The sequence below is a fragment of the Streptomyces chengmaiensis genome, from assembly GCF_029846775.1.
In the GTDB taxonomy this organism is placed as follows: domain Bacteria; phylum Actinomycetota; class Actinomycetes; order Streptomycetales; family Streptomycetaceae; genus Streptomyces; species Streptomyces chengmaiensis.
Window position 1 is genome coordinate 121,393 of the sequence record NZ_JARWBG010000018.1, and the last position, 6,393, is coordinate 127,785.

General features: G+C 73.1%; 6 protein-coding genes. 3 read left to right on the top strand and 3 right to left on the bottom strand.

Features of this window, described 5'->3' with window-relative positions; translation table 11 throughout:
• Nucleotides 1-20: 20 nt before the first annotated feature.
• The 3 genes from QCN29_RS17425 to QCN29_RS17435 all read left to right on the top strand — a co-directional run bounded on the left by QCN29_RS17425 (nucleotide 21) and on the right by QCN29_RS17435 (nucleotide 3,898).
• Nucleotides 21-707, top strand: a complete 687-nt coding sequence (locus QCN29_RS17425; RefSeq protein ID WP_240135566.1) for a response regulator transcription factor — start codon at nucleotides 21-23, stop codon at nucleotides 705-707.
• 7 nt (nucleotides 708-714) lie between these two features.
• Nucleotides 715-2,121 (top strand): sensor histidine kinase, encoded by a 1,407-nt coding sequence (locus QCN29_RS17430; protein ID WP_279929081.1) that lies wholly within the window; start codon nucleotides 715-717, stop codon nucleotides 2,119-2,121.
• A 271-nt stretch (nucleotides 2,122-2,392) separates the two neighbouring features.
• A complete protein-coding gene (locus tag QCN29_RS17435) occupies nucleotides 2,393-3,898 on the top strand; it encodes a glycoside hydrolase family 18 protein (RefSeq protein WP_279929082.1) in 1,506 nt (501 codons plus the stop codon).
• A gap of 112 nt (nucleotides 3,899-4,010) precedes the next feature.
• Here QCN29_RS17435 and QCN29_RS17440 read toward each other — a convergent pair whose 3' ends face one another.
• From QCN29_RS17440 to QCN29_RS17450, 3 genes are all read right to left on the bottom strand, one after another.
• On the bottom strand, nucleotides 4,011-5,309 hold the full coding sequence (locus tag QCN29_RS17440) for a threonine synthase (RefSeq protein WP_279929083.1): 1,299 nt from the start codon (nucleotides 5,307-5,309) through the stop codon (nucleotides 4,011-4,013).
• A gap of 254 nt (nucleotides 5,310-5,563) precedes the next feature.
• Nucleotides 5,564-5,968: a hypothetical protein gene (locus QCN29_RS17445; protein WP_279929084.1), complete on the bottom strand. Its 405-nt coding sequence runs from the start codon at nucleotides 5,966-5,968 to the stop codon at nucleotides 5,564-5,566.
• Between the two features lie 81 nt (nucleotides 5,969-6,049).
• Nucleotides 6,050-6,393 (bottom strand): pyridoxal-phosphate dependent enzyme (locus QCN29_RS17450; protein ID WP_279929085.1); only part of this gene is annotated, 344 nt, incomplete at its 5' end.

The window sequence follows — 6,393 nt, forward strand, 5'->3', positions numbered from 1 at the left end:
AATGGCGTACGGTGCCGCCCATGGCAAGTGTGCTCGTGGTCGAGGACGACCAGTTCGTGCGCTCCGCCCTCATCCGGCATCTCACCGAGGCGTCCCACACCGTACGGAGCGTCGGAACGGCCCTCGAGGCGCTGCGCGAAGTGGCCCATTTCCGTTTTGATCTGGTCATTCTCGATCTCGGGTTGCCCGATCTGGACGGGTCGGAGGCGCTGAAGATGCTGCGTGGCATCACCGACGTACCGGTGATCGTCGCGACCGCGCGCGATGACGAGACCGAGATCGTACGGCTCCTCAACGACGGCGCGGACGACTACCTCACCAAGCCCTTCTCCGTGGAGCACCTCTCCGCCCGGATGGCCGCCGTGCTCCGCCGGGCCCGCTCCGCGGGGGACGCCCCGCCGCCGCGCGTTCTGCAGGTCGGCGGGCTCAGCATCGATCCGCTGCGCCGCCAGGCCCACTTGGACGGGACCGAACTCGACCTCACCCGGCGGGAGTTCGATCTGCTGGCCTTTCTCGCCGGACGCCCCGGAGTGGTCGTACCGCGCAAGGAGCTGCTCGCCGAGGTATGGCAGCAGAGTTACGGCGACGACCAGACCATCGACGTTCATCTGAGCTGGCTGCGCCGCAAACTCGGTGAAACCGCCGCGCGCCCCCGCTATCTGCACACCCTCAGGGGTGTGGGAGTGAAACTGGAGCCCCCGAGGTGAGACCGCGATGAGATGGGCGCTGGTCAAGGTGGCGCTGGCGGTGACGACGATGGTCGTCGTGGCGTTCGCCGTGCCGCTGGGCATCGTCATCAAGGAGATGGCCCGGGACCGTGCGTTCTCCAACGCGGAGCGGCAGGCCGCCGCCATCGGCCCCACCCTCTCCATCACCGCGGAACGGGGCCCGCTGGAGCGGGCCGTCGCCTCCACGCAGGCGGGCGCCGCGGGGCGGATCGCCGTACACGTCCCGGCCTCGGGAGAGCCCGGCAGCCGGGCCCTGGAGATCGGCACCCGCAGGGCCGCGCAGCTGGACCTGGCGACCGCGCGGCGTCTGGGCCGCGCCTCCGTGAGCGAGGCGTCCGGCGGATTCGCGCTGCTCCAGCCCACCGCCATCGCCTCCGGGAAGATCGCCATCGTGGAGGTGTACGTCCCCGAGGACGACGTCGCCGCCGGCGTCACCACGGCCTGGCTGCTTCTCGCGGGTGTCGGCGTGGCGCTGGTCCTCGGCTCGGTCGCGGTGGCCGACCGGCTCGGCGCCCGGATGGTCCAGCCCGCCCAGCGGCTGGCCGGCGCGGCCCACGCCCTGGGAGAGGGCAAGCTCGGCGCCCGCGTCCCCGAGGAAGGCCCGTCCGAACTGCGGTCGGCGGCCGTGGCCTTCAACTCGATGGCCGACCAGGTCGTCCAGCTCCTCGCCAACGAACGCGAACTGGCCGCCGACCTCTCACACCGGCTGCGCACGCCGCTCACCGTGCTCCGCCTCAACGCCGCCTCCCTCGGCGACGGACCCGCCGCCGACCAGACCCGGGCGGCCGTCGAGCAGCTGGAGCGCGAAGTCGACACCATCATCCGCACGGCCCGGGAGGCCAAGCCGCAGACCGCGGCCGCCGGGCCCGGAGCGGGCTGTGACGCCGCCGAAGTCGTACGGGAGCGCATGGACTTCTGGTCTGCGCTCGCCGAGGACGAGGGGCGCAAGGTGCGCGTCGCAGGCGTGGACCGTCCCGTACGCATCCCCGTCGCCCGCCCCGAACTCGCCGCCGCCCTCGACGCGCTGCTCGGCAACGTCTTCCGCCACACCATCGAGGGCACGGCCTTCTCGGTCGATGTGCACAACGGCGAGGACGCGGTGATCGTGCTGGTCTCGGACGCCGGACCGGGCATCGCCGACCCCGAGGCCGCGCTCGCCCGCGGCAACAGCACCGGCAAAGACGGCTCGACGGGGCTCGGCCTGGACATCGTGCGCCGGGTGGCGGAGTCGACGGGCGGCGATGTGCGGATCGGCAGGTCGGTGCTCGGCGGCACGGAGGTGCGGGTCTGGATCGGTCTCGACGGCTTCGGCGGCCGTACCCCCCGGGAGGCGCGGCGCAGGACGGGGCATCGCGGGGGCGCCGTACGCCGTCGCAAGCGTGTCCCGGCCTGACCGGGGGAGCGGTCGCCGGTCGGGCCAGGGGGACCGGTCGGACCGGGGAGCGGGTGCCGGCCCGGACGAGGGTCGGCCGGACCGGGGAGCGGGTGCCGGACCGGACGAGGGTCGGCCGGACCGGGCGCTGATCTTTAATCGGGCCCGATGCCTTCCTTAAGCGGAAGCTAAGGCTTCCAACCGCCGTGCGAATACAGGCATTTGTCCGTTTCGAGATCGCTAGCGTGCTGTCGCACCACCCCCCACCCCCGCACCACAGAGGCAGGCAGGCATGGGCAGCAGTACGCACCGGCGCAAGGCGAGCGGCACCGCCAAGGCCATCGGCGCGGTCGTCGCGGCAGCCGTCATCGGCGGCGCGGCGTTCGCGTTCACCGGCACCGCTCAGGCGGCCGCAGTGGGCGCCGCGTACACCAGGACCAGCTCCTGGGACGGCGGCTACACCGGGCAGTACGTCATCGCCAATGACACCGACGCCGTGCAGTCCGGCTGGACGCTGGAGTTCGAGCTGCCCGAGGGCACCCGGATCAGTTCGCTGTGGAACGGCGAGCACACCGTCGACGGGCGGCGCGTCACCGTCAAGCCCGCGAGCTGGAACAAGGAGCTCGCGCCCGGCGCCTCCGTCACCGTCGGCTTTGTGACCTCCGCCGACGGCACGGCGGGCGACCCGGCCGACTGCCGTGTCAACGGGGCCGCCTGCTCGGCGGACCCGGGAGCGACCCCGCAGCCCAGCGGCCGCCCTGCCGAGCAGCCCACGCCCACCCCGACGGAGGCCCCCACGCCCACGCGGACGCCCACCGAGGATCCGACGCCGACGACGGAGCCGACGCCCACCGAGGATCCGTCCCCCACGCCCACGGGCACGCCCGGGGACGGCGGGACGGCGCGGTCCGCGCGGTTCGCCCCGTACATCGACACCTCGCTGTATCCCGCCTACGACATGCTCGACACGGCGGCGAAGACCGGCGTCAAGGAGTTCAACCTCGCCTTCATCACCGCCGGCGGCGGCTGCACCCCCCTGTGGGGCGGCGTCACCGGCCTCGGCGACGACAAGGTCGCCGCCCAGATCGACGCCCTGCGCGCCAAGGGCGGTGACGTGCGTGTCTCGTTCGGCGGGGCCGCGGGCCGCGAGCTGGCGCTGAACTGCTCCTCGGCCGACGAGCTGGCGAAGGCGTACGGCAAGGTCATCGACCAGTACCGGCTCACCAAGGTCGATTTTGACGTCGAGGGTGCGGCACTGCCCGACACCGCCGCCAACTCCCGCCGCTCCCAGGCCATCGCCCAGCTTCAGAAGGCCCACCCGGAGCTCGATGTGTCGTTCACCCTGCCCGTCATGCCCGAGGGGCTGACCCAGCCGGGAGTGGACCTCCTCGCCGACGCCGGGAAGAACGGCGTACGCGTCGACGCCGTCAACATCATGGCGATGGACTACGGCCCCGCGTACAGCGGCGACATGGGCGAGTACGCGATCCAGGCGGCGACGGCGACGCAGGCGCAGATCAAGGGCGTGCTCGGGCTGTCGGACAAGGCCGCCTGGAAGACGCTCGCCGTCACCCCGATGATCGGCGTCAACGATGTGACCACCGAGATCTTCCGGGTCGACGACGCCACCCAGCTGGTGGACTTCGCCCGGTCCCAGGGCATCGGCTGGCTGTCGATGTGGTCCTCGACCCGCGACAAGCAGTGCGCCGCGGGTGAGGTCGCCCACGCCGACGCGACATGCAGCTCGATCCTCCAGCAGCCGCTCGCGTTCACCAAGGCCTTCTCCGCGTACAAGTAGGCCGAGGAGACCGCACCACCCGGGCGTACCCGCCCTCCCCCCCACTGCGCGCCCCGGCCGGGCTCCTTCCCCCACACCCCCGGCCGGGGCGCGCCCCTGCCGCACCCCCTGCTCAGGCGGTGTCCAGCCCGGCCGCTCGCAGCCTGCGGACCACCGCGTCCCAGCCCGGGTCGGCCGGCTCCGCGGACTGCGCGCCCACGCCACGGCCCTTGAAACCGCTGGATGTCGAGATGCACACCACCGGACCGTCGAATCCGGGAGTCTGCCGCCGTGCGCCGTGGACGCGCAGCCCCGCCAGCCCCGCCGCGCTCGACAACTCCGCCCACAGCCCGTGGCCGGCCAGCTCCCGCTGCGCCGCGCGCATGGCCTCGTCGTCGACCGGCAGCGCGTCTCCGCCGCTCTCCCGTACGGCGACGGCCGCCCGGTAGCCGCTCACCTCACAGCTGATCGCATACGCGTCGGTGGGGCCGACCGGGACCCGGGCGGCGGGCAGGTTCCGGCGCAGGGCGGCGGCGAGCGGCGCCCCGGCGGCGGGTTCGCAGGCGAACATCCGCGGAGTGCGAGAGGCCACGCCGAGCCGCCGCAGCTCGCTGAACCCCTTCCACACGCCGAACAGCAGTTCCCCGTACCCCGTCGGCACGAACACGGCCGAGGGGACGCCCACCTCTTGGTGGATCTCGTAGGCGATCGACTTATAGCCCTCGGGGCCGAAGGGGTGGCCGGTGTGCGTGGGGGTGGAGTTGCTGACGGGATGGAGCCCGAGCCGGTCGGACAGCTTCCGCAGCAGGGGCCAGCTCTCCTCCAGGGGCACGGGCAGCACGACCGCGTCGTACGCCCGGAGGAACGACACGATGGCCGGAGGTGCGTTGACGGCGGTGAGCACCACGCACCTCAGCCCCGCCCGGGCCGCGAACGCCGCCGCCGACGCGCCGTGGTTGCCGGACGAGGCGACGACGACGCCCTGCGCGCCGCTGCCGACGGCCGCGCTGACCGTGCAGCGGTTGAGCCGGTCCTTGTGGCTCCAGGTCGGATTGCGGGACTCGTCCTTGATGTAGACGCCGTCGCCGACGCCGACGAGGGGCGTTCCGCCCTCTGCGAGCCCCGGCGCGTGCAGCGGAGGCATCAGCGGCTCGAAGCGTTCCAGGCCCTGGCTGCGGGGCGAGGGCAAGGTGTCGAACAGCCCCGGGTGCGCCCGGTCGTAGGCGTAGTCCACCTCGAGTGGGTAGGAGACGTCGGCGGTGCTGGAGCTCGGGCAGCCCGCCGTCAGCACGGGCCACAGGGGGAAGGCGGCCGACCGGTCGCCGAGCGAGCGCTGCGCGGTCGCCAGAGAGGCGCCCGCCGGGGCGTCGGCCGTCGCCTTGCCCTCATGTGTCGCCGTGTGTGTCGTCGCGCTTGTCGTCGTGTCTTCCATGGGCTCCATGGTCGCGGACGGGGTGCCGGCCTACGAGGGTGCCGGGTCTACGGGGGTGCCGGGTGTACGAGGGGGCCGGGTCCACGGGGGCCCGGGTCTACGAGGGGGCCGGGTCCACGGGGGTTCGGGACTGCTTCCGGAAGCGTTCCGGCGCGCCGTCCACCCGGGCCGCCTCGATCAGCTGGCGTCGGAGCGCCCGCAGCCGGTCCTCCCCACGGAGCCGGTCGTCCGCGCCTCGTCGTAGGCCCGCCCGGTCAGAACAGCCGGGCGAAGATCCGCGCCCCGTTGTGGAACCTGACGGTCACTCCGCGGTGGTCGGCACGGGCCCCCGCTCGCGTGGACCACCGCTCCACCCCGGCGACCTCCCCGCACCCCGCGCTCGCCACCACCGCGGCGAACCAGGCCTCACCCTCGCCGCCCTCCGGCAGGCCGCCCGCATCCGTGGACGCCCCCTCGACGGGCTTCTCCGGATGCTCGTGCTTCTCCCCGTCGGCCAACTGCCCGATGAACTGCCACCGCTCCTCCCGCCCGCCCCGCTCGACCACCACACCGAACGGCAGCTCGGCGACCCCGGCCTCCGCGAGCGGCTGTACGCGGGAGGCGTCGGTCCGGTTCTTCACAAGCTCGACGGCGAAGTCGACAAAACGAGCCGGGCGCATATGAGTTCACAATCCTTCGGTACGACTCTCCGTGCCAGCGTCATACGCGGCCGGGCGTCATACCTCCGGTACCGATCACACTCACCCGTTCGAGGGATGTACTCCCTCGAGGTCACTCGGGTCCGTGTTCGCCCCGCACAGCACCACGGCGACCCGCTCCCCTTGCTGCGGCCGGTATCCCAAGCCGGAGGCGAGCGCGGCCAGCGCCGTCGCCGCGCCGTGCTCGACGGCGATCCGCCGCTGCTCCCACAGCGCCCGGCGGGCGCGGATGATCTCCCCGTCCGGCACGGTCACGGAGTGCACCCGGTCCTGCTGGGCTGCGTGCAGTGCCGCAGCCGAGGCGCGGCGTGCGCCGAGGGAGTCGGCCGCGACGGAGTCCGGGGTGACGTCGACGAGACGACCGGCCTCGACGGCGGCGTTCAGGG